This window comes from Alistipes sp. D31t1_170403_E11 (genome assembly GCF_015553985.1).
GTDB lineage: Bacteria > Bacteroidota > Bacteroidia > Bacteroidales > Rikenellaceae > Alistipes > Alistipes montrealensis.
The window spans coordinates 372093-397185 of the sequence record NZ_JADNHQ010000004.1 but is presented as its reverse complement, the minus strand read 5'-3'; the positions used below and the strand labels follow the sequence as shown (position 1 = coordinate 397185).

Genomic DNA, 25093 nt, shown 5'->3' with positions numbered 1-25093 from the left:
TCCCACGCCTATATCCAAATTATGGATACGACGCGGCAAGATGTCCGCCATTCCCATGCCAGAGTGAATTTCCTACGTTCACGATTCGGGAATAAACTTACACTTTCCGTGTTTGTCGATATGTCCGGCAAATGTAGGAATAATTCTTGGAAATTCGTATCTTTGAACCATAAAACGAACCTGCTATGTCCGCACCCTTAGCCGAACGACTCCGTCCCCGCACGATAGACGAATATATCGGGCAGGAGCACCTTGTGGGTAAAAACGGGGTGTTCCGCAAGTTTTTCGAGACGGGCAACGTCCCGTCGTTCATCCTCTGGGGACCTCCGGGCGTGGGTAAAACCACGCTGGCCAAGATCGTCGCCACGCAGCTCGAACGCCCGTTCTTCACCCTCTCGGCCGTCACGTCGGGCGTGAAGGACGTACGCGAAGTGATCGAGTCGGCGCGCAAACAGCGTTTTTTCGACCAGAAAGCGCCGCTGCTGTTCATCGACGAAATCCATCGCTTCAACAAGTCGCAGCAGAATTCGCTGCTGGGGGCCGTCGAACAGGGCGTCTTCACGCTGATCGGCGCAACGACCGAGAACCCCTCGTTCGAGGTGATCTCGCCGCTGTTGAGCCGCTGCCAGGTCTACATCCTCAAATCGCTCGAGGACAAAGACCTGCAGGTGCTGCTCGACCGCGCCCTGACGACCGACATCGAACTGAAGGAGCGCGACATCGAGGTCAAGGAGACCGGCGCGCTGTTCCGCTTCTCGGGCGGCGATGCGCGCAAGCTGCTCAACATCCTCGACATCGTCGTCGGAGCCACCGACGGCAAGGTGACGATCAGCGACCAATACGTCACCGACTGCCTCCAGCAAAACATCGCCCTCTACGACAAGAACGGCGAACAGCACTACGACGTTATCTCGGCCTTCATCAAATCAGTCCGCGGCAGCGACCCCAACGCCGCGATCTACTACCTGGCGCGGATGCTCGCCGGGGGCGAGGAACCGCGTTTCCTGGCCCGGCGGCTGGTGATCCTGGCCTCGGAGGACATCGGGCTGGCCAACCCCAACGCCCTGCTGCTGGCCAACGCCTGCTTCGACACGGTGCACAAGATCGGCATGCCCGAAGCGCGCATTACACTGGCCGAGACGACGATCTACCTCGCCACCAGCCCCAAGAGCAACTCGGCCTATATGGCCATCAACAAAGCCATGTCGCTCGTCGAGCACGACACGACGAACCGCCCCGTGCCGCTGCATCTCAGGAACGCCCCGACCCGCCTGATGGACAAGGCGGGTTACGGCAAAGGCTATAAATACGCCCACGACTACGCCGGCCATTTCGCCGAGATGGAGTTCCTGCCCGAAAGCCTTTCGGGTACGAAATTCTACGAACCCGACACACAGAACGCCACCGAGGCCAAGATCGCCGAACGCATGGCTCTGTTGTGGAAAGATAAATATAAGTAAAGTGAAACGCATCGGCATCATATCCGACACCCACGGAACCTTCGACGCGACGCTCCGCGAATTTCTCAAGGACGTTGACGAGATCTGGCATGCCGGCGACATCGGCTCGATCGAACTTGCCGACCAAATCGCCGCTTTCAAGCCGCTGCGTGCCGTGAGCGGCAACATCGACGGCGGCATGACCCGCCGCGTCTACCCTGCGTTCCTCTGCTTCGAATGCGAACAGGTCCGGGTGCTGATTACCCACATCGGCGGCTATCCCCGCCACTACGATCCGCGCGCCGTGCAGAAAATCCAGTCCCTGCACCCGAAACTCTTCATCGCCGGACACTCCCACATCCTCAAGGTCGTCTACGATCCCGTCTACGACCTGCTCCACGTCAATCCCGGAGCCGCCGGAGAGTTCGGATTCCATAAAGTCCGCACGGCCGTCCGCCTCACGATCGACGGCAGCGAAATGCGCGACATGGAAGTCGGCGAATGGCCCCGCAAATAAGCGGCGGCCGGAGCTAAAAGCGACTGCTTCGAAGAGCCTTTTCCGTCACAAAATCACCCGAAATAAAAATTTATACCCAAAAAAGCCGGGAACACATTCCCGGCGGATTTTCGTGATCGTCAACGAAATAATGGCGACATTCCGACTGGACGCACCACAAAAAAGAGTACGCTATACAATTCCGCCCCAAAAAGCTCCAATATCGCCCGCAACACACTGATCGCCAACCGGTAAACCCGAACGCTTGGGACGCCCTCGAAATCGCCTCCGGGACGGAATGCCCTCAGCGCCAACTGCCACAGTTCATACACTAAACAAAAACGCTCATATAATAATCACATATGGGCCTACGTTATTAGAGTGAATTCATAACGACGACGCAACATGCAATTAAAAATTTCGAAAACGCTGGAGGGCATCATCGCCCGATCGGCATTTAACACTACGAAGGCGGGAATGACGCATTCGCTCAAGGACTTCCTCACGCTGGAACTGCTGCGTGAAGAGGGTTCGCTCGCCTACCAGCTTTTGTCCGCCCGACTCAAGGACTGGGAACTTTACCAGGTACGCCTGCGCATCGAGCGCGAGGTGATTACCGCCAAACAACAGGAAACCCAGTCGCCGGAGGAATACTACCGCGACTTCACCGAAGAACTGCTCTCAATGCCGGGCGTCGCCCGGAGTGTATCGACGGCCCATGCGCTGCTGGCCATCATCAGCGACCGCACGACGGCTACCGCGCGCGTATTGGAGATGTACGGCGTAACACCCGACACCGTGTCCGGGGACCTGGAGAAATTCACCGTGGGCGACGATTTCCGCACCGAGGTGCAGGTCCACATGCTCGATTTCGGCGAGGAAAACAAGGCCGAGGAGAAAAGCGCGGCCCACTTGCTCGACAAGTTCGGCGTGAACCTCACGCGCCTGGCCCGCGAAGGAAAGATCGACCCGGTCGTAGGCCGTGAACAGGAGATCGAGCGCGTGGTACAGATCCTTTCGCGCCGCAAGAAGAACAATCCGATCCTGATCGGCGAGGCCGGCGTTGGCAAGAGCGCCATCGTCGAGGGGCTGGCGCTGCGCATCGCGCGCGGCGAGGTTCCCTACACCATTGCCGACAAAACGCTCTTCTCGCTCGACGTTTCGTCGCTCGTGGCGGGCACGAAGTTCCGCGGCGAGTTCGAGGAACGCATGCAGCAACTGCTCGACGAACTGCGCAAGGCCAAGGATACGATCATTTTCATCGACGAAATACATACCATCGTGGGCGCAGGCTCCACGCAGGGCAGCCTCGACACGGCCAATATCCTCAAACCGGCCCTCGCACGCGGCGAGCTGCAGACCATCGGCGCCACGACACTCGACGAATACCGCGAGAACATCGAGACCGATTCGGCCCTCGAACGCCGTTTCCAGAAGGTGCTGATCGAACCGACGACGCCCGAGCAGACGCTCCAGATCCTGCACAACATCGCTCCCCACTACGAGCGCCACCACAAGGTGCGCTACACCGAGGAGGCGTTGCAGGCCTGCGTGACGCTCACCGGACGCTACATCACCGACCGCTATTTCCCCGACAAGGCCATCGACGTACTCGACGAGGCCGGCTCGCGGGCACACCTGCAGTCGGCCCGGGAACCGGAAGAACTCCGCGCCATGAAAACAGCACTCTGCGACGCCAAACGCGAACGCCGCGAAGCGGTCGAAGCGCTGGTCTACGAAAAAGCCGCGTCGGCGCGCATGCGCGAAATCGCGCTGCGTTCGAAACTGGGTGAAACCCGTGCCGAATGGAAACGTTCGCTCGAAAACAACCCCGTGGAGATCACCGCAGGACACATCCAGGAGGTGATCACCGCCATGACGGGCATCCCCGCCGAGCGCGTCTCGGGCGGCGAGATCAGCCGCCTGCAAACCCTGCGCGAGCACCTCGCGAAGCGCGTCGTGGGACAGCAGGAGGCCGTGGAGAAGATTTCACGCACCATCCGCCGTTCGCGCGCCGGGCTCAAGGACGAGAACCGCCCCATCGGCGTATTCCTCTTCGTGGGTCCCACGGGCGTAGGCAAGACGCTGCTGGCTAAAGAGGTGTCGAAATGGCTGTTCGACGAACACCGCGGACTGATTCGTATCGACATGAGCGAATACGGCGAGAAACACAACGTGGCGCGCCTGATCGGCTCGCCCCCGGGATATGTCGGTTACGGCGAAGGCGGCCAGTTAACGGAGGCCGTACGTCGTCAGCCCTACGCCGTGGTGCTCTTCGACGAGATCGAGAAGGCCCACCCCGAGGTCTTCAACGCCATGCTGCAGATCTTCGACGAAGGACACCTCACCGACGGTTCGGGCCGCAAGGTCGACTTCCGGAACACGATCATCATCATGACCTCGAACGTAGGTTCGCGCGCCGTGGTCCAGAAATCGGTACAGGTGGGTTACAGCACCACTTCGAAGAGCGCCGTGGCCGATGTGACGCCCCAGAGCGAGTACCGCAAGGCGCTGGAGCACACCTTCGCCCCGGAGTTCCTCAACCGTATCGACGACATCGTGCTCTTCCGCACGCTGGAAATCGGCGACGTGGAACGGATCGTCGACCTGGAACTGCAAGGGTTGATGGCCCGCACGGGCAAACTGGGCTACAAGGTGAAGATCACCGACGGGGCCAAACGCCGGCTGGCGGCCATGGGCTACGAATCGCGCTATGGCGTCCGATCGCTCAAGCGGACTCTGATGGACAACGTCGAAGAACCGCTTTCAGCACTGATCATCGACGGGAAACTCCACGAAGGCGACACCATTGTCGTGGAATCCGACAAAGCCCGCGGCGTGAAACTGCGTGTGGCGTAACAACGCCCAAACACCAAAAAGGCCGGGGAAAATTCTCCGGCTTTTTTTATTTTCCTGATTTATCGTTAAATTTGTCCTGAATTTTTCATAAGCGTTACTGAACCGACATGCGTCCGATTATCTCGAAGACCCTTTCCGGGGTCGCATTCCTGACAATCTGCGCCGCTTTGACGGCGCATTCCGCATCCCCGGCAGCCGACAGTCTGCTGACAACACTGCCCGGCGCGCGCACCGCCGCCGAACGGGAACAGATATACATCCAACTGGCCGACCTGCACGCCGACAGCGTCATGCTCGCCGCCAGCTATTGGGAAAAGGCGCTCGCCGAAGCCGACAAGGCCGGTGACGCCTACGGCTGCATGGATGCGCTCGATATGCTGGTATCCACACTCTCCGACAAGGATCCGCAGCGGGCCCTGGCCTGCGTCGAACTCGCCGACAGCCTCCTTCCCGAACGCCGCTATGCCCTGTTCCGCGCATCGCTCCGGGTTTTCCGGCTCTGGAAACAGATGATCGTCTCCGATTCGTCCGAAGCGGTCGACAGCGCGCTGGAGAAACTCAAACAGAAGGAACCGGGAGGCCTCACCCCCGAAGAACTGATCGAATGGGAGTTCCTGACGGGACTCTCCGTCGACTACTCGTCGATCGCCGCCGAAGCCTACGGCAATATCGGGCAGGCGATCCCCTATGTGGAGCGCGCCCTGCAAAAACTCGAAAAATACCCGCTGGAAGAGCGGCTTCATTTCGAAAAACTCTGCCGCGAGGAACTCTGCGACCTCTACATGTACACCGAAGACAAACGGGCAGCGGGCGAAATCGAAAAGTGCATCGACCTGCACCGCCGGTGGATGGCGATGGAAAACCGCTTCGGAAGGCCCCACCGCGACACGACCAAATACCTGATGCGCGCCTACGGCAAGATGGTTTTCCTGCGCGACCTGATCACCCGCGAGCAGGCGACCGATTATTTCAACAAATGCATGCGGCTGGCCCGGGAACGGAACGACCGGGAGGAGATTTACACGACCAGCGCCCGTTATTACCAGTATATGGGCGACGACCTGCGGGCGATAGCCTATATCGATTCGGCCCTGATGTTCTACCGGCAAACCGGCAAAAAGGTCGACCAGGCCGCGATTTATGCCGTGCAGTCGCGCCTGTACGAAAAAGCGGGAGATTACAAAAATGCACTCCGGACCGTTCGGGAAGCCAACGAACTGCGCTATAACAACCGGATGGCGGAGGCGCAGCAACGCCTGGCCGAAATGCAGGCGCTGTTCGAAGTCAACCGGCTCGAACTCGAAAAGGCACAGCTGGACGACCGCATCAAGTTCTTCATGCTTATCGCCGGCGGTGTCATCCTGCTGCTGCTCGCTATCTGGAGTATCTTCCAGCACGTCATGGTGCGGCGGCTGAAACTGACGCGCACACAACTGCTGGCGGCCAACGGGGAGGCGCAGCGGCAAAGCTGCCGTGCCCAGGAGAGCGAAAAGATGAAGACCGCCTTCATCAACTCGATGTGCCACGAAATCCGCACGCCCCTGAACGCCATCAACGGCTTCTCGGGGCTGCTGCTGACCGAAGAGGACCCCGAAATCCGGCACGAGTTCCAATCGGAAATCCAGAAAAGTACCACGGCGCTGACCACCCTGCTGGAAAACATGCTCGAACTCTCGGGCCTGATCAGCAGCGAGGAACCCCTACCGCGGACCGAAACCGATGTCTGCCTGCTCTGCGCCGAGCGGCTCGAAGCGCAGCGGCAGTTGTCCGGCAACCCGGCTGTCGAATACGTCTACGAAGCGGAGGGGGGGGGTGACGGCCTTGTTTCCACCAACGCCTTCTACCTGATGCGTGTCGTCGACAACCTGCTGCAAAATGCGGCCAAATTCACCGCCGCGGGGCGTATCACACTCTCCTGCCGCAACGACGAAGTCCGGCGCACCCTGCAAATCAGCGTCAGCGACACGGGCATCGGCATCGAACCCGAAAAACGGGAGTGGGTGTTCGAACGCTTCACGAAAGTCGACCCCTTCAAACCCGGCTCGGGCATCGGGCTTTACCTCTGCCGCCTGATCGTCACCCGCCTCGGGGGAGACATCCGCGTCTGCCCCGAATACCGCGGAGGCTGCTGCATACGCATCGAACTGCCCTACTGATCCATTCCGGATATAAACACATTCCAACCCCTCCCGGTGTTTTTTTCAGCCCCGGGAGGGGCCTATGAATTGTAATCCTGCCGGAAATGGCTATCTTTGCACCCTAATATCCGAATCCGATGTACAAATTCGCAACATACAAGGACCAATATAAAGCCAACCTGAAACTGGCGCTCCCCGTGGTGCTGACGCAGTTGGGGCAGATCCTGACGCAGGTTGCCGACAACCTGATGGTAGGCCGCTACGGCGGCGACGACCCGGGACCGCTGGCTGCGGTGTCGTTCGGCGGCGCCGTCTTTTTCATCCTCTTTATCGCCGCCATCGGCATCGCGCTCGGCATGACGCCCCTCGTGGGCGAACTCTATGCCCAGGGCGACCGCGAGAAATCGTCGGGACTGTTGCAGAACGGCATTCTCTTCTACGGGCTGCTGGGTATCGCGATGGCCGTCGTGCAATACGCCGCCATCCCGCTGCTGTACCACCTCGGCCAACCCGCCGAAGTGGTCGCCATGGCCATTCCTTATTACAAGATGCTGGTTTACAGCATGCCCTTCATCATGCTGTTCTTCACCTTCAAACAATTCCTCGAAGGCGTGGGCAACACAAAAGTCGAGATGGTCGTCACGATCGTCGCCAACCTGGCGAACATCGGTTTCAACTGGGTATTCATCTACGGCCGCTACGGATTCCCCGAAATGGGCGCCGAGGGCGCCGGCCTGGGCACGCTGATGTCGCGCATCATCGCCCCGATGCTGATGATCGGTTACTTTTACAGCCGCGACAAATACCGCGTCTACCTCGACGGATTCTCACCCCGCAAATATTCGTGGGCCGCGGTCAAACAACTGCTCCACATGGGCCTTCCGATCTCGCTGCAAATGTTCCTCGAAGCCTCGGCGTTCGTCGGCACGGGGATCATGATGGGCTGGTTCAACAAGGAGACGATGGGCGCCAACCAGATCGCCACCACCATCGGCAACTGCGCCTTCATGATCGTCATGTCGATCGGTGCGGCCACCACGATCCGCGTATCGCACTGTTACGGAGCCCGCAACATCGGCGAACTGTCGCTGGCGGCCAAGGCGTCGTACCACCTCGTGCTGGCGTGGAACGCTTTCGCTGCCATCGTCTTCATCTCGATGCGCCACATTATCCCGACCTTCTTTACCTCCAATGCCGAAGTGATCGCCATCGCCTCGCAACTGATGATCTTCGCCGCGCTGTACCAGCTTTCGGACGGCATCCAGAACGTCTCGGTGGGCATCCTGCGTGGCATCCAGGACGTGAAAATCATCATGCCGATCGCCTTCGTGTCCTACTGGCTGCTCAACCTGCCGGTCGGCTACCTGTTCGGTTTCACGATGGGCATGGGCCCCTCGGGCCTCTTCCTGGGCTTCTCGTTCGGACTGTCTGCCGCCGCCGTGATGATGATTCTGCGTATCCGCCGCAGCATCCGGAAACTCTACGTGACGAAATAAATTTTTTTTTCGTATCTTTACGCAAATTATACCCATAATGGATACCGAAAAACAACATACAGACGCCTGCAAACCCGAAGTGGGCCGCGGATGCGCCTTCTGCAACTGCGGCGCGGAACCCGAAGCCAAGCTCTGCGACGGATGCTTCAAGCTCCACGAAACGGCATGGCTCGACGAATACCCGGTCAACATACCGAGCGACATCGTCGAAGTGCGCTTCAAGAATACCCGCCGCTCGTTCTACCAGAACGTCAACAACCTGCCGCTCAAACGGGGCGACATCGTAGCCGTCGAGGCTTCGCCGGGTCACGACATCGGCGTGATCTCGCTGACGGGCGACCTCGTGGCGCGCCAGATGCGCCGCACGGGTTTCAACCCCTTCAACGGCGAATACAAAAAGATTTACCGCAAGGCCAAGCCCTACGACATCGAAAAGTGGCAGGAAGCCATCGCCATGGAGCACGAGACGATGATCCTCTCGCGCCAGATTGCCGCCGACATGGGACTCAACATGAAAATCGGCGACGTGGAGTACCAGGGCGACAAGATCAAAGCCATCTTCTACTACATCGCCGACGAACGCGTCGACTTCCGCGAACTGATCAAGGTCTTCGCCGAACGGTTCCACATCCGCATCGAGATGAAGCAGATCGGCGCCCGCCAGGAAGCCGGACGCATCGGCGGACTGGGCGCCTGCGGCCGTGAACTGTGCTGCGCATCGTGGATGTCGAGTTTTTCGAGCGTCACGACCGGAGCCGCCCGTGTGCAGGACATCTCGCTCAACCCCCAGAAACTCGCCGGGCAGTGTTCGAAACTCAAATGCTGCATGATGTACGAATACGACACCTACGTCGACGCCCGCAAGGAGTTCCCGCGCCTGCGCGAACCGTTGCAGGCCGCCGAAGGCGAATGGTTCCTCGTCAAGAGCGACGTGCTGGCCGGTACGATGACCTTCTCTTCGTCGAAGGATGCGATGGTCAACGTCACCACGCTGCCTGTTTCCCGCGTACGGGAGATCATCTCGCTGAACCGCCAGGGCAAAAAGGTCGAGCAGTTGCAGCATGCCGACGACATCCGCCCGGTGGTCGAAGAGCCGACTTACCGTTCGGAGGAGGACAGCATCACACGCTTCGACCAGGCCAAACGCCGCAAACGCGGCGGCCGCAACAACAAAGGCCGCAGCGAGCAGGGCCGCCCTGCGGGCCAGAACGGACAGGCGCAGGCAGCCCCGCAGGAGGGGAACGGAGAAGCCCGCCAGCCGCGTGAAGGCCAGTCCGGCCATCACGATCAGCGTCCGCGCCGCAACGACCGTCCGCGCAATGGCGGCAACGGCGGGGAACGCCCGAACAACGGGAGCGGAAACAACGACCGGCCGCGCAGCGAGCATAACAACCGCGGCGAAAACAACGGCAATCGCGAACCCCGCGAGAACAACGGCAGCAACGATAATCGCGAGCCCCGCGAAAACAACGGAGCTAACCGCGAAGGCGGAAACCGCAACCGCAACAACCGCAACCGCCGCCGCGGCAACGGAGGCAACGGAGGTAACGGAGGCGGCAACCAGGGCGGCCAGGGCAACGACGGCGGAGCGCCCCAAAACCAATAACGCATTGAGACACTCGGCAGGGCATATCGCTGCGGCCGCAGTCACCGCGCTCCTGGCCGGAGGCTGCATTTCGCCCCACCAGTCGGCGGCGACCGATGTCGACCCCGTCCGGTGGGATTCCCGGGCCGAAATCCGCCTGCCGAATGCCGATACCGTAACGTTGCGCGATGCGACGATTTTCCTGCGCTGCAACGACCGTTTCACGGAAGACACGCTGACAGTCCGCATCACCACCATAACACCCGACTCGCTCCGTTTCGGCGAATGGTTCCTGTTGGTAGTTCCGCGCCCGGAAGGCCCTGCAGCCCTTGTGCGCGAAGCCGCCATCCCCTACCGCCGCCGCATCGGCCTCACCCAGGCCGGCGATTACCGCTTCGTCGTCATGCCGATCCGCCCCGTCCGCGGGATCGAGGCCATTGGCATCGACCTGGAAAAGAGCCGGTAATTCACAGGCTCTCCGAAATGCCGGTTTTACCGCAAAGAGGCAGCCCCACCCCGGGAGAGGGATTCGGAGAAGGGCCGGATTTGCAAACGCGGCAGTACGCCGCGCAAACGACGCCGTCGGCGCCATTTGCAGCCGACTTGTATATTATATCCTATTTTGTTAACTGCCATGGGCAAAGACAAACTCCGCAGGTTCCGTGAGAACCTGACTTTCGAATGTTTCGTACAACCCGAATTCGACGAGGTGTTCCACAGCGACCACCCGCTCAAAGGGAACTGGAACCGTGATTTTTTCCGCAACGACAACCCCATCGTCCTGGAGTTGGGCTGCGGCAAGGGCGAATACACCGTAGCGCTGGCCCAGCGGGACCCGCTGCGCAACTACATCGGCATCGACATAAAGGGTGCGCGCATGTGGCGCGGTGCAAAGACTGCCACAGACAACAAGATGCATAACGTGGGCTTCCTGCGTACGCGCGTCGAGTTCATCAACGGGCTGTTCGCCGAAAACGAGGTGTCCGAAATCTGGATCACCTTCCCCGATCCGCAACTCAAGACCCGGCGCGCCAAGAAACGCCTCACCTCGCCGCTCTACCTCGACTATTACGCCCGCATCCTCCGTCCCGAGGGGTGGATCAACCTCAAAACCGACTCCAAACATCTCTACGCCTACACCAACGAGGTTATCCGCCACTACGGCCTGCCCTGCGAAGTCTCCCAGCCCGACATCTATGGTTCGGGCTATGCAGACGAAGTGCTTTCGGTCAAGACGGCCTACGAAAAACGCTTCCTCGAAATGGGACTTCCGATCACCTATACGCGCTTTGGGCTCGGCGGGAGACACGATTTTCCGTGGTTTGACTGGGAGGGAGACGACGAGAAGGAGAAAGACAATGAACAGGAACGAAAAGCCGGATATTAAAATCCGGCTTTTTTATAGATATAGGTATCAATTATTTTCGCCCCATCTACTAAAATTTTAGATTAAAAATTTGTTTTACTAAAAATTTAGTAGTAAACTTGTATTGTAAACCTGAAAACAAGCGCAACTATGAATACCGACATCACGGAACTGACACGCGGCGAAGAGGAAATCATGCAGATTCTCTGGCGACTGGGCGACGCAGTAGTCAACGACATCATCGCCCAGACCGACGAACCCCATCCCAAATATACCACCGTCGCCACGTTCCTCAAGATTCTCGAAAACAAAGGCTTCGTCAGCCACACGTCCGAAGGCAAGAGCCATCGCTATTACCCGCTCATCGGCCGCGAAGCCTATGCCCGCGGCGTGATGTCGTCGATGCTTTCGACCTATTTCGACGGCTCGCTGGCCCAACTGGTATCGTTCTTCTCGCGCCACGAAAACATCCCTGCCCGGGAGATGGACGAAATTCTCGAAATCATGCGTAACGCCAAAAAATAACACGCCATGAAAGCCCTCGCCATCTACGCCCTCGAAGTGCTCGCCTGCAGCGGCGTGCTGCTGGGCGCCTACGCCATCCTGCTCGACCGGCGCGTACGGTTCCGCTGGTGCAGGGCCTACCTGCTCGCATCGACCCTCGTCGCGGCCCTCATTCCGCTGCTGCGCATCCCCGTCTGGCCGGGCAAGGTAATCGAGGTTGCACCCACGGTCGCCCTCCCCGCAGAGGAGTGGACCGCCGAAGTGATCGAAGAGGCCGCCCCCGTCGTTACGCCCGAAATCCTGTGCCTCGCAGGCTATCTCGTGGGCGTCAGCTTGATCGCAGGCGTCATGCTGTGGCAGGTCGTGCGCATCCGCAGGCTCCGCCGGGGTGCAGCCATCACCCGTACCGACCGCTTCACGCTCGTACGGACTCCGCAGCGAATCGCATCGTTCTCGTTCTTCCGCTCGATTTATATCTGGGACCAAACCCCGGCCGCCGAGTTGCAGGCCATCGTAGCCCACGAAGCGAGCCACATCGCCCACCGCCACTCGGCCGAACGCGTCGCCATGGAGTGCATGAAGGCCGCCTTGTGGTGGAACCCCTTCGTGTGGCTCACCGCACGGCGGCTCACCGAAGCCGAGGAGTTCGAGGCCGACAGCGACGTGCTGGCCAGCGGATACGACATCGAACACTACATGAAAACCATATTCAGGCAGCTTTTCGGTTATAGTCCGGAAATAGCCAACGGGCTGCGGGATTCCTTAACCAAAAAACGCTTTAAAATGATGACAACTAAAACTCCCGGCAGGCACTCCCTGCTGCGACTGGCGGGCACGCTTCCCGCCGTGATAGGTCTCCTGTGCGCCTTCTCCTTCACCACGCGCGCCGCCGAAATCCGGATTGCGGAGACCGAAAAGACCCCGGCCGACAACGTTGCGACCGCCTCCGACAAGACGAAAAAGGAGGTTTCCGTTACGGTTATCAAAGACGGCAAACCGCTCCCCGGCGCAATCGTTCTGATCAGCGGATCGAACATCGGGACCGTGACCGACACCAACGGCACAGCCCGGATTTCAGCAGCTCCCGGCAGCGAACTGGCTATTTCCTTCGTCGGCTGCAAAACGGAAAAAATCCGTGTATCCGACACTCCCGGCGGGGAGGCCCATGCCCTCACGCTGACCTCGGCCGACAACCAGCTCGACGCGATCAGCATAACCCCCGGCGCCAAAAAGGCCGATAAAAAAGCTGCTGCCGGGAAAGCCGTGCTGAAAATCACGCTGGCGAATACAACGGAAGCGGCCGCTGGGGCCACCGTAGTGATCGCCGGGACAAAGACGGGTGTCGTTGCCGACGCCAAGGGAGAGGCCTTGATCGAAGCGCCCGAAGGTGCGGTGCTGGAGATAGGCTACCCCGACTACCTGTCCGCCTCGGTCGTGGTCGGCAAGCAGAGCGATTACGCGGTCCGGCTCGTCCCCGAAAATTCCAAAACAGGGAAGCACCCCGACAGCGGGGACAACGCTACACCGAAACCGCTCTTTGTCGTCGACGGCGTCGAACAGGCGAGCATCGACAACCTGGACCCCCAGAGCATCGAGAGCGTCTCTGTCCTCAAAAACCAGTCCGCCACCGCATTATACGGCCCGCGGGGTAAAAACGGCGTAGTAGTAGTAGTCACCACGAAAGGCGCAGCCAAGCCGGTGACCGAAGAAGCCGCTTTCGATGAAAAGACAGGGGCAATCAAAAAAACCGCCGTCAATTACGACGAAGTCGAACCGTTCATCATCGCCGAGAAGATGCCTTCGTTCCAGGGCGGCGACCTTAACACCTTCCGTACGTGGGTACAGGAACGCATCCAGTACCCTGCCGAAGCCGCAAAGCAGAATATCAAGGGCCGTGTCGTCGTGTCGTTCGAAATCAAAACCGACGGTACGCTGGCCGATCTGATGGTGTTGCAGTCACCCGACAAACTGCTCTCCGACGAGGCCTGCCGCGTCATCGAATCCTCCCCCAAATGGACGCCCGGCGAACAGCGCGGCCAGAAAGTAACCGTGAAATATACGCTGCCGGTCGATTTCCGTACTGCCGCGGCGAAACAGGCAACCGCACAAGCCGCTCCTGCCGGCGACGAGCCGTTCCTCATAACCGAAGTCATGCCCTCGTTCCAGGGCGGCGATCTCAGCGCCTTCCGCCAATGGGTGCAGATGCACGTAAGATACCCCGCAGAAGCCATGAAACAAAACATCCAGGGACGTGTCGTCACATCGTTCATCGTCGAGAAAGACGGTTCGGTAAGCAATATCAACGTATTGCAGTCGCCCGGCAAACTGCTCTCCGACGAGGCCAGCCGCGTGATCGGAAATGTACCGGCGGACGCCTGGGCTCCGGGCAGGCAGCGCGGGCAGGCCGTCCGGGTGAAACTCACCGTACCCGTGGATTTCCGCCTGCAAGGCAGCGGCAAAGCCCCCGGGCAGGCTGAAAAAGTCAGCGGCAGCGTGGATGAAATTGTCGTCGTAGGCTACAGCACTCCCAAAAAATAACCCTTTCCCGCCCCATCAAAGACAGGCGGCGTCCCTCTCAGGAGCGGATGCCGCCTGTTTTTTGCGTTTGCCGGATTTTTCATTATATTTACGAGATTAAAAATCCGACCCTTGAAAACCCGACGGTCCTTTCTACCGCTCCCGGCCAAGCCGCGCCATAGAAAGAACCGGTCCGATAACCCTCAAAAACCATGGATGTAAAGATAGCCTCCGACTGGAAAGAGCTCCTCGCTCCGGAATTCGAAAAACCCTATTTCGCCGCCCTTACCGGGTTCGTACGGCAGGAATACGCCTCGCAGCGCATCTTCCCGCGCGGCAGCAACATCTTCCGGGCCTTCGACAAGTGTCCGTTCGAGAAATTGAAAGTCGTCGTCATCGGCCAGGACCCCTACCACGGTCCCGGGCAGGCCAACGGGCTTTGTTTCTCGGTCGCGGACGGCGTACCTTTCCCACCCTCGCTGCAAAACATCTTCAAGGAGGTCGCCGACGACACCGGAACCCCCGTACCGTCGACAGGCAATCTCGACCGGTGGGCCGAACAGGGCGTGCTGCTGCTCAACGCCGTGCTCACGGTCCGCGCCCATGAAGCGGCGTCGCACGCCGGACACGGCTGGGAGACCTTCACCGACGCCGTAGTCCGCGCCATCGCCGAACGCAAACAGGGCATCGTCTACATGCTCTGGGGCAGCTATGCCCAGAAGAAAGGCGCCATCGCCGATCCGCAGCGCAATCTGATTCTCAAAGCCGTACACCCCTCGCCGCTTTCGGTATACCGGGGATTTTTCGGCTGCCGCCATTTTTCGCGTGCCAACGAATACCTCCGCTCGATCGGCAAAGAGCCCATCGTGTGGTAAAACCATACTAAAAACGACCTTCGGATGAAACACTTCGCACTACTGATTACAGCAGCGCTTTTGGTGCTTGCACCCCAGGCCCTCCGGGCACACGACTACAAAGACGCCACCATGCGCTTTACAGTCCCCGACGATTACAGCTACGAGCCTTTCAACAACGAGCAACAAGGCATCACAGGCTTCACAGCCGAAAAGGACGGCGTTAAAACGACCCTTTTCCGCATCACGACCGACAAGCGGATCGACCGTTCGAGCTGCCTTTCGCAGCGCGACGACAAATGGCTGCCCGCCCTCTCCAAACTTACACTTATCAATCAATCCAATTCGCTCTGGAAACGCTACGACAAAGTCAGCGACTACCGCAACGACCAGGTATACCTGCGCGTTTACCGCTATGTCGACCGCAAAGAAATCGGATTCCTGATCGCCGAGAGCAAACAGCCGGAGTGGGAAATAGCAGACCGGATCGCTTCCGGCCAGCGCTATCAGCTCTCCGTCGGACATCTCCTCGACCGGGGCTGGTATCTCATCTCCCAACTGCTGGGATACCTCGTCCTCGGACTGGGCGGCCTGTATGTGCTCTATACCTTGCGGGAAAACGCCCATAACACCCGGATGTGGCTGTTCCTGCTGCTGATCGCGATTGTCGGCGGCCTGCTGATCTATTTCGAGCCGTTTTTCGGCCGGAAGCTATGGATGATCATCACGGCCATCAGTCTCTGTGTCTGCGTCTCCTCGTTCGACGGCACGGAATCCGACTCTTCGGGCGACGACAGCGATTCCGGCGGCTACGACGGAACCGGCACGACGATCAACTACGACGTGTAGCCTTTCGGGCCGTATAAAACTGAATAATCCGGATACCTTTGGCATCCGGATTATTTTATTGTGAATATATAACCGAGAAAAGCAGAACATCAGTTTTTGCATTTTAAGCGAGCAGGTTTCGTGCATCGTAAAGAACGGGACGGATGGATAGTACTCAGGTACATTCCATTCGTCCCGTTCGAGGGATGTGCGGAAATTGCCGCTTAAAATCGAAAACTACCCCAGGTAGGATTTCAGAAGCTTCGACCGCGACGAGTGGCGGAGGCGGCGGATTGCCTTCTCCTTGATCTGGCGCACGCGTTCGCGCGTCAGGTCGAACTTCTCGCCGATCTCTTCGAGTGTCATCTCCGAAGTTCCGATGCCGAAGAAGTACTTGATGATGTCGCGCTCACGCTCCGTCAGGGTCTCCAGCGCACGGTCCACCTCGGTCGACAACGATTCGTTGATCAGTCCGCGGTCGGCGTTGGGCGAATCGGGGTTCACCAGTACATCCAGCAGCGAGTTGTCCTCGCCGTCGGCGAACGGAGCGTCGACCGATACGTGGCGGCCTGCGACACGCAGCGTGTCGGTAACCTTCTCCTTCGGGAGTTCCAGTTCCGTAGCCAGCTCCTCGGGCGACGGCGTACGCTCGTGCTCCTGCTCGAAGCGGGCGAAGGCCTTGTTGATCTTGTTGAGCGACCCCACCTGGTTGAGCGGCAGACGCACGATGCGCGACTGCTCGGCCAAAGCCTGGAGGATCGACTGGCGAATCCACCACACGGCGTAGGAGATGAACTTGAAACCGCGGGTTTCGTCGAACTTCTCGGCGGCTTTGATCAGGCCAAGGTTACCCTCGTTGATCAGGTCGGGGAGGCTCAGTCCCTGGTTCTGGTATTGTTTGGCGACGGACACCACGAAACGCAGGTTGGCTTTGGTAAGCTTTTCGAGCGCTTCCTGGTCTCCTTTTTTAATTCGCTGGGCGAGTTCCACCTCCTCCTCGACCGTGATGAGCTCCTCCTTGCCGATTTCCTGCAAGTACTTGTCCAGCGAGGCGCTTTCGCGGTTGGTGATGGACTTTGTAATTTTTAATTGACGCATATTTTTTCCTAACTATCCAATAATATTCCATTCCATGAACCCGCCCGGGTTTCGCCTACTCCACAAGCGTGTAGCTTGCCGAACGGCCGTTGGGATAAACGCCGTCAATCGAACTGACCTTCTCTGTCATACGCTGCATATCGCTGAGCGAATAGACCGGGCGGTCGTTGATGTGAGTGATCACAAATCCCTGCTTAACACGGGCTCGGGCCAGAATTCCGTCGGCCTTGATGCCGACCACCTGTACGCCGCCCTTGATGTCGAGCTCGCGGCACAGTTTGGCGCCCGCATCGGCGAACTTACCTCCGAGCGCATCGACAACATCGACATCCTCTTTAGTAACCAATTCCGTTTTACCTGCTTTATTACGCAAAGTAACGTCAAATTGTTTCACCTTTCCGTCTCTTTTTACGGATAATTTAACCGTATCGTTGGGTCGGCGCTTTGCAATCTGCTCCTGGAGCGTCGAAGGCTCAACAATTTTCACGCCATCGATGTCCAAAATCACATCACCTTTACGGATGCCCGCCTCGGAAGCGGCTCCGCCTTCGACCACAGCGGCCACATAGGCTCCGCCGATCTCCTTAATTCCCAGCTCCTTGCCCTCGCCTTCGAGGAAGTCCTGATCCACGACGTGGAACTGAACGCCCAGCAGGGCCCGCTGCACAACGCCGAACTCCTTCAGGTCGACCACGACTTTGCGGACGATCGACTCGGGAATGGCGAACGAATAACCTACATAACTTCCCGTCTGCGACTTGATCAGCGTATTGATACCCACCAGTTCGCCGTGGGTGTTGACCAGCGCACCGCCCGAGTTACCGGGATTCACCGCTGCGTCGGTCTGAATGAACGACTCGATGCGAAAATCGTTGGGAATGGCTCCCAACTGGCGGGCCTTGGCGCTCACGATACCTGCCGTGATGGTCGACTGCAGGTCGAACGGCGAACCGATCGCCAGCACCCACTCGCCCAGACGAAGGGCATCGGACGATCCGAACGCCAGCGTAGGCAGCTCCTTGGCTTCGACCTTCAGCAGCGCGAGGTCCGTCGCCGAGTCCTTGCCGATGAGTTTGGCGTCGAACGAACGGCCGTCGTTGAGTTTTACCCGCAATTTCGAAGCCCCGTCCACGACGTGGTTGTTCGTCACGATATAACCGTCCTCCGAGATGATCACGCCCGAACCGCCGGCCCGCTGTTCGCGGAACTGCGGCCGGCCGTCGCCGCGCCCGTAATCCTGCGGAATCCCGAAGAACTCCAGGAACGGATCGTAACCGCCCCGGCGCTGCGGCATCTCGACCTGCTGGATGGCCTCGATGTTGACCACGGCCTTCACCGCATTTTCGGCGGCATAGGTGAGGTCGGGATATTGTTCGGCCTGATAAGATGTAAAGTGATTCCCGAGCGCAGGCGTACGTTCCACCTCACGCTCGATGTATGCCACGGAACCGTCGCGGTCTCCGGAAACAGTCCATGCCGTAAGTCCGCCGGCGGCAGCCGACACGGCAACGAGTCCTAAAATTAAAAATGCCTTTTTCATAATAAATTTAAAGTGTTAGTTTCTATTAATCAGAGGCAACTTCATCGCATAAGCTGTGTTTTTAGATTTCTATTTTCGAATGACAAACGATCAATAACGTCCGGTTAGTATGTTCATTTCGTACAAAAATCGGGACATCCATCGCGGATGTCCCGATTTCTCGGCATATACCGACACTAAAGGCCGAATTCCTTTTTGATCTGATCCACGGCATCGAGTTTCTCCCAGCCGAAGAACTCGATTTCGCGCTCGGTCTCGACACCATTCTCCCAGACCTTCTCCACCGACGTATAGGGACGGTTGCCGAAATGTCCGTAGGAAGCCGTAGCCTCGAAGATCGGATTTTTCAGGCCGAAGCGTTTCACGATGGCCGCGGGGCGCAGGTCGAAGAGCTTGCCGATACGGCGGGCGATCTCGCCGTCGGTCATCCCGGCCAGTGCCGCGGGACGGGGCGAATTGTAGGTCTCGACATAAATCGACAGCGGCTGTGCGATACCGATGGCGTAGGAGAGTTCGACCAGCACCTGGTCGGCGACACCCGCCGCCACGAGGTTTTTCGCGATATGGCGCGCGGCATAGGCTGCCGAACGGTCGACTTTCGAAGAGTCTTTGCCCGAGAAGGCGCCGCCGCCGTGTGCACCGCGGCCGCCGTAGGTATCGACGATGATCTTGCGGCCCGTAAGGCCCGTGTCCCCGTGGGGACCTCCGATCACAAACTTGCCCGTCGGGTTCACATGCAGGATATACTCGTCGCCGATCAGCTCCGCGAGTTTGTCCCCGGCACGTTCCAGGCGCGCCTTGACACGCGGAATGAGAATCGTGCGTACATCCTCGCGGATCTTCTCCTGCATCTGCTTTTCCGCATCCTTCTCCGAGCGGCCTTCGCCCGGGAGGATAAATTCGTCGTGCTGCGTCGACACGACGATCGTGTGCACGCGCAGCGGTTTGTTCGTCGTCTCGTCGTACTCGATCGTCACCTGTGACTTCGAGTCGGGACGCAGGTAGGTCATCACCTCGCCTTCGCGGCGGATAACGGCCAGTTCCTTCAAGATTACGTGCGAGAGGATCAGCGTCGCCGGCATCATCTCGCGGGTCTCGTTGCAGGCGTAGCCGAACATGATACCCTGGTCGCCGGCGCCCTGCTCCTCCTCCGCTTCGCGGACTACGCCCTGGTTGATGTCCGACGACTGCTCGTGGATAGCCGACAGGATGCCGCACGAGTTGCAGTCGAACTGATACTCGCTCTTGGTGTAGCCGATGCGGTTAATGACGCGGCGCGCCACACCCTGCACGTCGACATACGCCTCCGAGCGCACTTCGCCCGCCACGACCACGAGGCCCGTGGTGCAGAGGGTTTCGCACGCGACTTTCGAGTTGGCGTCGCGGCGCAGGAATTCGTCGAGGATTGCGTCGGAAATCTGATCCGAAACTTTATCGGGATGTCCTTCGGACACCGACTCCGATGTAAATAAAAAGCCCATTTTCATACATTTTTAATGGTTAAACGTATAAAATGGGAAAAATTGGCTGTTGGTAATAAAAAAAGATGCTGCTTTAGCGCTTTTTTATTGTGGTTTGCAATCAGTCAAATCTTTCCACATTTCCCCGCTTGACAGACGGGACTGCAAAGATAGGGATAATATCGCAATATGAAAAATATTCCGGGAAATTCTTTCCGGGCAGGCCGAACCCGGAATAAAACAGCGATTGTTCAGATACCGCCCGTCCCCTATTTGCCGGACCGGATTTTTCCTTACCTTTGTCCCGCATAACACATCATTCTCCATGAAAAAGTATCTCTTCGCCCTGTGCATATTCCTTACGGCCATCTCGCTCCCGTCATGCGATACGGATGACGACGAACCGATTTTTGACAGCATCGTCGGCCGGGTCTGGATCGGCGACCTGGGCATGATCGCCCCGGCGGACGGATTCCCCCTCGAAAGCGCCGTTTATTTCGGCGGAGACGGATTCGGGACGGACGACCTGGTCTATTACGAAAACGGCCGGCCGTACGGCATCTGCAACATCCAATGGGATGCCTACGACGGCAACATCTATATCAACTACGGCAATATAGCCCCGCCACGCGAACTGCACGAAGTCCGGGTCCGCCGCGGTACACTGACCGGTACGCTCTACATTTACGGGAACTACTATGGCCCGGTGACGCTCAGGATGCAGTAATAATTAAAAGATCCGATTCAGGACCCGGATTCGCACCCGGATAAAGAGGGCGCAAATGGGATGTACTACTACACTACCCATTTGCGCCCTGCAAGTGCAAAGACATGCCCCCTGAAACCGAAGGGCTATCGTCTTATTTTCCCAGCATCTTCTTCACTTCCGCGGCAACGGTAGCCCCGTTGTAGCCGAACTTCTCGTCCAGCACTTTATAGGGAGCCGACCAGCCGAAGTGGTCGAGGCCGTGAATCACGCCGTTTTCACCCACGAGGCCCTGGAGGTTCACCGGAAGGCCCGAGGTCATGCCGTAGCGCGGAATACCCACAGGCAGGATGCTCTCCTGGTAGGAACGGGGCTGGTCGCGGAACAGGCCTTCACTCGGAACACCCACCACACGGACCGGAATACCTTCGGCAGCCAGCAGTTCGGCACCCTCGACGAGCGTCGCGACTTCCGAACCCGTAGCGATCAGCACCGCAGCGGGTTTGGCGGCGTCGACAACCACATAACCGCCCTTGGCGACCTGTGCGGCTTCCTCGCGGCGGCTGGCGCCCAGCGTCGGCAGGGTCTTGATATCCTGGCGCGAAAGCACGAGCGCCACGGGACGGTGCTCTTCGACAGCCAGTTTCCACGCCATGACGGTCTCGTCGCCATCGGCAGGACGCAGCACGAGCATCGAACGCTCGTCGTGGTGGTTTCTGAGGTGCTCCATCAGGCGAATCTGCGCTTCGTGCTCGACAGGCTGGTGCGTCGGGCCGTCCTCGCCCACGCGGAACGAGTCGTGCGTCCAGACGTAAACCACATGCAGGCGCATCAGCGCCGAAAGGCGCACGGCGGGTTTCATATAATCGGAGAAGACGAAGAACGTGCCGCCGACCGGAATCACGCCTCCGTGCAGCGCCATGCCGTTCATCACGCAGGCCATCGTCAGTTCCGAGACGCCCGCCTGGAAGAATTTCCCGGAGAAATCGCCCTTCGTGAACGCCTTGGTCTTTTTGAGGAAACCGTCGGTCTTGTCCGAATTCGAAAGGTCGGCCGACGCGACGATCATGTTGTCGATCTTTTCGGCATAAACGCCCAGCACCGTCGCCGATGCGGCACGCGTAGCCACGTTGGGTTTCATTTCGATGGACTTATAGTCGATCTCGGGAAGTTTTCCCGAGAGGAAATCGTCGAGTTTGCGCGCCAGGTCCTTGTGCTCGCTGCGCCACGATTTTTCGACGGCGGCCTGCTTGGCAGCCCACTCCCGGAGCGACTCGCGGCGTTCGGCGAACACTTCGCGGCTCTCTTCGAACACGGCGAACGGTTTTTCGGGATCACCGCCCAGATTTCGGATCGTGGCGGCAATGTCGGCTCCGGCAGCCGTCAACGGCTGTCCGTGGGTCGAAACCTTATCCTCGAAGCACTCCCCGGCAGGGCCTTTGGCGCCTTTGCCCATAACGGTATGGCCGATGATCAGCGTCGGACGCCCCGTCTCGCTCTCCGCGGCAACCAGCGCCTCGCGCAGTTCGTTGATGTTGTGTCCGTCGACCGACAGCACGTTCCAGCCCCACGCCTCGTACTTCATGGCTACGTTCTCGGTCATCACTTCGTCGACCTTGGTCGAAAGCTGAATGTTGTTCGAGTCGTAATACATCACGAAGTTCGACAGGCCCAGGTGGCCGGCGATACGGCCCACGCCCTGCGAAATCTCCTCTTCGACAGCGCCGTCGGAGATGTAGGCGTAAGTCTTGTGCGCCATCCATTCGCCGAAGCGGGCGACCATGAAGCGCTCCGCGATGGCGGCTCCCAGCGCCATGGCATGACCCTGGCCCAGCGGCCCCGACGTATTCTCCACACCGCGCATCACATCCACCTCGGGGTGACCCGGGGTCACGCTGCCCCACTGGCGCAGCGACTGCAAATCTTCGGTCGAATAGTGCCCGGCCAGCGACAGCGCCGAATAGAGCATCGGCGACATGTGGCCCGGATCGAGGAAGAACCGGTCGCGGTAGGGATAAGCCATATTATCGGGATCGTAACGCAGGAACTCGGCAAAAAGCACCGTGATGAAATCCGCGCCGCCCATAGCACCGCCGGGATGGCCCGACTTGGCCTTCTCGACCATCGCGGCCGACAGGATGCGGATATTATCGGCAACGCGCGTAAGTTTTGAATTCGTTGTAGACATGGAGTTAGTGTTTTATGGGTTTTATGCTATTTATTCCCGGCAAAGATAGCCAAAAAGAAATTATCCAACTTGTTTAAGCTCTAAAATATTTGCCTTTTCTATCTTTTTCTTTGCATATGACAAAGTAACGGTAAATTTCCGGGCATCGGACGAGGGGATGTCGAACATCGTGTCCATCATGATCGCCTCGCAAATCGAGCGCAGTCCGCGTGCGCCGAGCTTGAACTCGACGGCCTTGTCGACGATGTAATCCAGCACGTCATCGTCGAAAGTGAGTTTCACGCCGTCGAGTTCGAACAGGCGTTTATACTGCTTGACGATGGCATTCTTCGGCTCGGTGAGGATCGAACGCAGGGCTTCGCGCTCCAGCGGCTGCATGTAAGTCAGCACCGGGAGACGCCCCACCAGTTCGGGGATCAGGCCGAACGACTTCAGATCCTGCGGCGTGACGTACTGCATCAGGTTCGAGCGGTCGATGGGATCGGCGTTCAGCCGTCCGTAGCCCATTGCGCGGGTGTTGAGCCGCTGGGCGATCTTCTTTTCGATACCGTCGAACGCACCGCCGCAGATGAAGAGGATGTTGCGCGTATCGACCTGGATGAATTTCTGTTCGGGATGCTTGCGGCCGCCCTGGGGAGGCACGTTGACCACCGTTCCTTCGAGGATTTTCAGCAGGGCCTGCTGCACGCCCTCGCCCGAAACGTCGCGCGTGATCGAGGGGTTGTCGCCCTTGCGCGCGATCTTGTCGATCTCGTCGATGAAAACGATGCCGCGCTCGGCCTGCTCGACGTTGTAGTCGGCGACCTGCAACAGCCGCGAGAGGATGCTCTCGACATCCTCGCCCACGTAACCCGCTTCGGTCAAAACAGTTGCGTCGACGATCGTAAACGGCACTTTCAATAACTTGGCAATCGTGCGGGCCATCAGCGTCTTACCCGTACCCGTAGGACCTACCAGCACGATGTTCGACTTGTCGATCTCGACTTCGTCCTCCTTCGGGGCGTAGAGCAGCCGCTTGTAGTGGTTGTAGACCGCCACGGACATATACCGCTTCGCAGCGTCCTGCCCGATGACATACTGGTCGAGGAACTCCTTGATCTGCGCCGGTTTGAGCAGCTCCTCCATCTTGAGCGGAGCCGCCGCCGAACGCCGTCCCTGCTCGGAGGCGATATCGTTGTCGACGATGATCTTATAGCCGTTCTCGATACATTTGTTGCAGATGTTCGCTCCGTCCGAGCCCTGGAACATGATCTCCACGTCCGAGCGCTTGGCGCCGCAGAACGAGCAGCAGTCGCCGCCGTTCTTATTGTTGTTCTTGTTTTGTGCCATGCGGTTTATTTATCACGTTTGGAGAGGACTTCGTCAATCAGTCCGTATTCTTTCGCCTCTTTGGCCGACAGCCAGTAATCGCGGTCGGCGTCCTTCTCGATCTTCTTGACCGAGACGCCCGAGTGGGCCGAAAGGATTTCGTAGAGTTCGCGTTTGGTTTTCAGGATCTCGCGCGCCGTGATCTCGATATCCGACGCCTGGCCCTGCGCTCCGCCCAGGGGCTGGTGGATCATCACCCGCGAATGCGGCAGCGCCGAACGCTTGCCCTTGGCGCCCGCCGTGAGCAGCACGGCGCCCATCGAAGCCGCGAGGCCCGTGCAGATGGTCGCCACGTCGGAGTTCACGAGCTGCATCGTATCGTAGATGCCCAGTCCGGCCGAGACCGACCCGCCGGGCGAGTTGATGTAAATCTGAATATCCTTTTCGGGATCGACCGATTCGAGAAACAGAAGCTGTGCCTGGATGATGTTGGCCGCGTCGTCGTAGATCGGCGCGCCGAGGAAGATGATGCGGTCCATCATCAGGCGCGAGAAAACATCCATCGTAGCGATATTGAGCTGACGCTCCTCGATGATCGTAGGCGACACGTATGCCGCGCTTATCGACTGGAAATCGTGGAGTTTCAGCGAACTGATCCCGCAATGACCTTTTGCGTACTTTTCAAATTCTGACATGTTGCGTAGTATTTAT

19 protein-coding genes are annotated in these 25093 nt (G+C 58.7%); 13 read left to right on the top strand and 6 right to left on the bottom strand.

The genetic code is table 11. The annotated features are described in order from the left end of the window. Positions 1-185 precede the first annotated feature (185 nt). The 12 genes from I2E69_RS10900 (at position 186) to I2E69_RS10845 (ending at position 16103) form a co-directional block, all read left to right on the top strand. Positions 186-1460, top strand: coding sequence for a replication-associated recombination protein A (locus I2E69_RS10900; RefSeq protein ID WP_195461234.1), 1275 nt, complete (start codon positions 186-188; stop codon positions 1458-1460). Position 1461: 1 nt separating this feature from the next. Beyond that, a complete protein-coding gene (locus I2E69_RS10895; protein WP_195461233.1) occupies positions 1462-1956 on the top strand; it encodes a metallophosphoesterase family protein in 495 nt (164 codons plus the stop codon). A gap of 384 nt (positions 1957-2340) precedes the next feature. After that, complete coding sequence (locus I2E69_RS10890) at positions 2341-4794, top strand: ATP-dependent Clp protease ATP-binding subunit (protein ID WP_195461232.1); 2454 nt, start codon at positions 2341-2343, stop codon at positions 4792-4794. Between the two features lie 107 nt (positions 4795-4901). Next, positions 4902-6950 (top strand): sensor histidine kinase, encoded by a 2049-nt coding sequence (locus I2E69_RS10885; RefSeq protein WP_195461231.1) that lies wholly within the window; start codon positions 4902-4904, stop codon positions 6948-6950. A gap of 119 nt (positions 6951-7069) precedes the next feature. Next, positions 7070-8428 (top strand): MATE family efflux transporter, encoded by a 1359-nt coding sequence (locus I2E69_RS10880; RefSeq protein ID WP_195461230.1) that lies wholly within the window; start codon positions 7070-7072, stop codon positions 8426-8428. 37 nt (positions 8429-8465) lie between these two features. Next, a complete protein-coding gene (gene ricT, locus I2E69_RS10875; protein ID WP_195461229.1) occupies positions 8466-10034 on the top strand; it encodes a stage 0 sporulation family protein in 1569 nt (522 codons plus the stop codon). Between the two features lie 4 nt (positions 10035-10038). Continuing rightward, positions 10039-10479, top strand: a complete 441-nt coding sequence (locus I2E69_RS10870) for a hypothetical protein (RefSeq protein WP_195461228.1) — start codon at positions 10039-10041, stop codon at positions 10477-10479. 168 nt (positions 10480-10647) lie between these two features. Further along, a complete protein-coding gene (gene trmB / locus I2E69_RS10865; protein ID WP_195461227.1) occupies positions 10648-11400 on the top strand; it encodes a tRNA (guanosine(46)-N7)-methyltransferase TrmB in 753 nt (250 codons plus the stop codon). Positions 11401-11529: 129 nt separating this feature from the next. After that, entirely contained in the window at positions 11530-11904 is a 375-nt protein-coding gene (locus I2E69_RS10860; protein WP_195461226.1) for a BlaI/MecI/CopY family transcriptional regulator, read from the top strand. Positions 11905-11910: 6 nt separating this feature from the next. Further along, on the top strand, positions 11911-14421 hold the full coding sequence (locus I2E69_RS10855; RefSeq protein WP_195461225.1) for a M56 family metallopeptidase: 2511 nt from the start codon (positions 11911-11913) through the stop codon (positions 14419-14421). A gap of 191 nt (positions 14422-14612) precedes the next feature. Then, positions 14613-15275 carry a uracil-DNA glycosylase gene (gene ung / locus I2E69_RS10850; RefSeq protein ID WP_195461224.1) on the top strand — a complete coding sequence of 221 codons (663 nt, stop codon included), beginning with the start codon at positions 14613-14615 and terminating at the stop codon, positions 15273-15275. A gap of 24 nt (positions 15276-15299) precedes the next feature. Beyond that, positions 15300-16103 carry a hypothetical protein gene (locus I2E69_RS10845; RefSeq protein ID WP_195461223.1) on the top strand — a complete coding sequence of 268 codons (804 nt, stop codon included), beginning with the start codon at positions 15300-15302 and terminating at the stop codon, positions 16101-16103. Between the two features lie 216 nt (positions 16104-16319). Here the strand turns inward: I2E69_RS10845 and I2E69_RS10840 are convergent, their stop codons facing one another. From I2E69_RS10840 to metK, 3 genes are all read right to left on the bottom strand, one after another. Continuing rightward, entirely contained in the window at positions 16320-17180 is an 861-nt protein-coding gene (locus tag I2E69_RS10840; protein WP_010266169.1) for an RNA polymerase sigma factor RpoD/SigA, read from the bottom strand. A gap of 55 nt (positions 17181-17235) precedes the next feature. Continuing rightward, positions 17236-18720 carry a Do family serine endopeptidase gene (locus I2E69_RS10835; RefSeq protein WP_195461222.1) on the bottom strand — a complete coding sequence of 495 codons (1485 nt, stop codon included), beginning with the start codon at positions 18718-18720 and terminating at the stop codon, positions 17236-17238. Between the two features lie 176 nt (positions 18721-18896). Next, positions 18897-20201 carry a methionine adenosyltransferase gene (metK, locus tag I2E69_RS10830; RefSeq protein ID WP_195461221.1) on the bottom strand — a complete coding sequence of 435 codons (1305 nt, stop codon included), beginning with the start codon at positions 20199-20201 and terminating at the stop codon, positions 18897-18899. A 304-nt stretch (positions 20202-20505) separates the two neighbouring features. Here metK and I2E69_RS10825 point away from each other — a divergent pair, with 304 nt between their 5' ends. Beyond that, positions 20506-20907, top strand: coding sequence for a hypothetical protein (locus tag I2E69_RS10825; RefSeq protein WP_195461220.1), 402 nt, complete (start codon positions 20506-20508; stop codon positions 20905-20907). A gap of 133 nt (positions 20908-21040) precedes the next feature. Here the strand turns inward: I2E69_RS10825 and I2E69_RS10820 are convergent, their stop codons facing one another. Genes I2E69_RS10820 through clpP form a run of 3 tightly spaced genes read right to left on the bottom strand, consistent with a single transcriptional unit; the run spans position 21041 to position 25077 of the window. Further along, a complete protein-coding gene (locus I2E69_RS10820; RefSeq protein WP_195461219.1) occupies positions 21041-23074 on the bottom strand; it encodes a transketolase family protein in 2034 nt (677 codons plus the stop codon). A gap of 60 nt (positions 23075-23134) precedes the next feature. Further along, positions 23135-24403: an ATP-dependent Clp protease ATP-binding subunit ClpX gene (gene clpX, locus I2E69_RS10815; RefSeq protein ID WP_195461218.1), complete on the bottom strand. Its 1269-nt coding sequence runs from the start codon at positions 24401-24403 to the stop codon at positions 23135-23137. Positions 24404-24408: 5 nt separating this feature from the next. Continuing rightward, positions 24409-25077: an ATP-dependent Clp endopeptidase proteolytic subunit ClpP gene (clpP, locus tag I2E69_RS10810; protein ID WP_195461217.1), complete on the bottom strand. Its 669-nt coding sequence runs from the start codon at positions 25075-25077 to the stop codon at positions 24409-24411. Positions 25078-25093 lie beyond the last annotated feature (16 nt).

Bases quoted from the DNA above. Each gene is read 5' to 3' on its own strand.
- I2E69_RS10900 (WP_195461234.1), top strand. From the start codon at position 186: ATGTCCGCACCCTTAGCCGAACGACTCCGTCCCCGCACGATAGACGAA.
- I2E69_RS10835 (WP_195461222.1), bottom strand. From the start codon at position 18,720: ATGAAAAAGGCATTTTTAATTTTAGGACTCGTTGCCGTGTCGGCTGCC.
- I2E69_RS10840 (WP_010266169.1), bottom strand. From the start codon at position 17,180: ATGCGTCAATTAAAAATTACAAAGTCCATCACCAACCGCGAAAGCGCC.
- I2E69_RS10885 (WP_195461231.1), top strand. From the start codon at position 4,902: ATGCGTCCGATTATCTCGAAGACCCTTTCCGGGGTCGCATTCCTGACA.
- I2E69_RS10825 (WP_195461220.1), top strand. From the start codon at position 20,506: ATGAAAAAGTATCTCTTCGCCCTGTGCATATTCCTTACGGCCATCTCG.
- I2E69_RS10890 (WP_195461232.1), top strand. From the start codon at position 2,341: ATGCAATTAAAAATTTCGAAAACGCTGGAGGGCATCATCGCCCGATCG.
- clpP (WP_195461217.1), bottom strand. From the start codon at position 25,077: ATGTCAGAATTTGAAAAGTACGCAAAAGGTCATTGCGGGATCAGTTCG.
- I2E69_RS10855 (WP_195461225.1), top strand. From the start codon at position 11,911: ATGAAAGCCCTCGCCATCTACGCCCTCGAAGTGCTCGCCTGCAGCGGC.
- ung (WP_195461224.1), top strand. From the start codon at position 14,613: ATGGATGTAAAGATAGCCTCCGACTGGAAAGAGCTCCTCGCTCCGGAA.
- I2E69_RS10860 (WP_195461226.1), top strand. From the start codon at position 11,530: ATGAATACCGACATCACGGAACTGACACGCGGCGAAGAGGAAATCATG.
- clpX (WP_195461218.1), bottom strand. From the start codon at position 24,403: ATGGCACAAAACAAGAACAACAATAAGAACGGCGGCGACTGCTGCTCG.
- metK (WP_195461221.1), bottom strand. From the start codon at position 20,201: ATGGGCTTTTTATTTACATCGGAGTCGGTGTCCGAAGGACATCCCGAT.
- I2E69_RS10845 (WP_195461223.1), top strand. From the start codon at position 15,300: ATGAAACACTTCGCACTACTGATTACAGCAGCGCTTTTGGTGCTTGCA.
- I2E69_RS10820 (WP_195461219.1), bottom strand. From the start codon at position 23,074: ATGTCTACAACGAATTCAAAACTTACGCGCGTTGCCGATAATATCCGC.
- ricT (WP_195461229.1), top strand. From the start codon at position 8,466: ATGGATACCGAAAAACAACATACAGACGCCTGCAAACCCGAAGTGGGC.
- I2E69_RS10880 (WP_195461230.1), top strand. From the start codon at position 7,070: ATGTACAAATTCGCAACATACAAGGACCAATATAAAGCCAACCTGAAA.
- trmB (WP_195461227.1), top strand. From the start codon at position 10,648: ATGGGCAAAGACAAACTCCGCAGGTTCCGTGAGAACCTGACTTTCGAA.